Annotated in this window: 1 pseudogene; it reads left to right on the forward strand. The window is 57.8% G+C overall.

Annotation, left to right across the window (positions count from 1 at the left end):
- Window positions 1–282: pseudogene (locus tag BCT11_RS03855) on the forward strand (hypothetical protein); the annotation flags it as partial.

Consider the following 282-nt stretch of genomic DNA (forward strand, 5'->3'; position numbering starts at 1 on the left):
CTAAGCCAACGGTGGACGACGGTCAAACGTCGATTAACCCAACGTACGCAGCGGCGGGTGAGAGCGTGACCGTTACCGTCACGTTCGACAAAGGCGTCACCACACCGACGGGGTCAACGCTGGGTACTGCGGCGATCAGCTGGACAGCACAATCGGGTACTCAAACCCAATGGGTGGGTACAGCAGAAGTCGCGTCGGTTGCGGATTCGGTGAAGAGTGTGGCGTTAACGTTGCAAGGCTTTAGTGATGCAACGGGCAATGCCGGTGAGGCATTCACATCAG

It is taken from the genome of Vibrio sp. 10N.222.52.B12, from assembly GCF_002875385.1.
GTDB lineage: Bacteria > Pseudomonadota > Gammaproteobacteria > Enterobacterales > Vibrionaceae > Vibrio > Vibrio jasicida.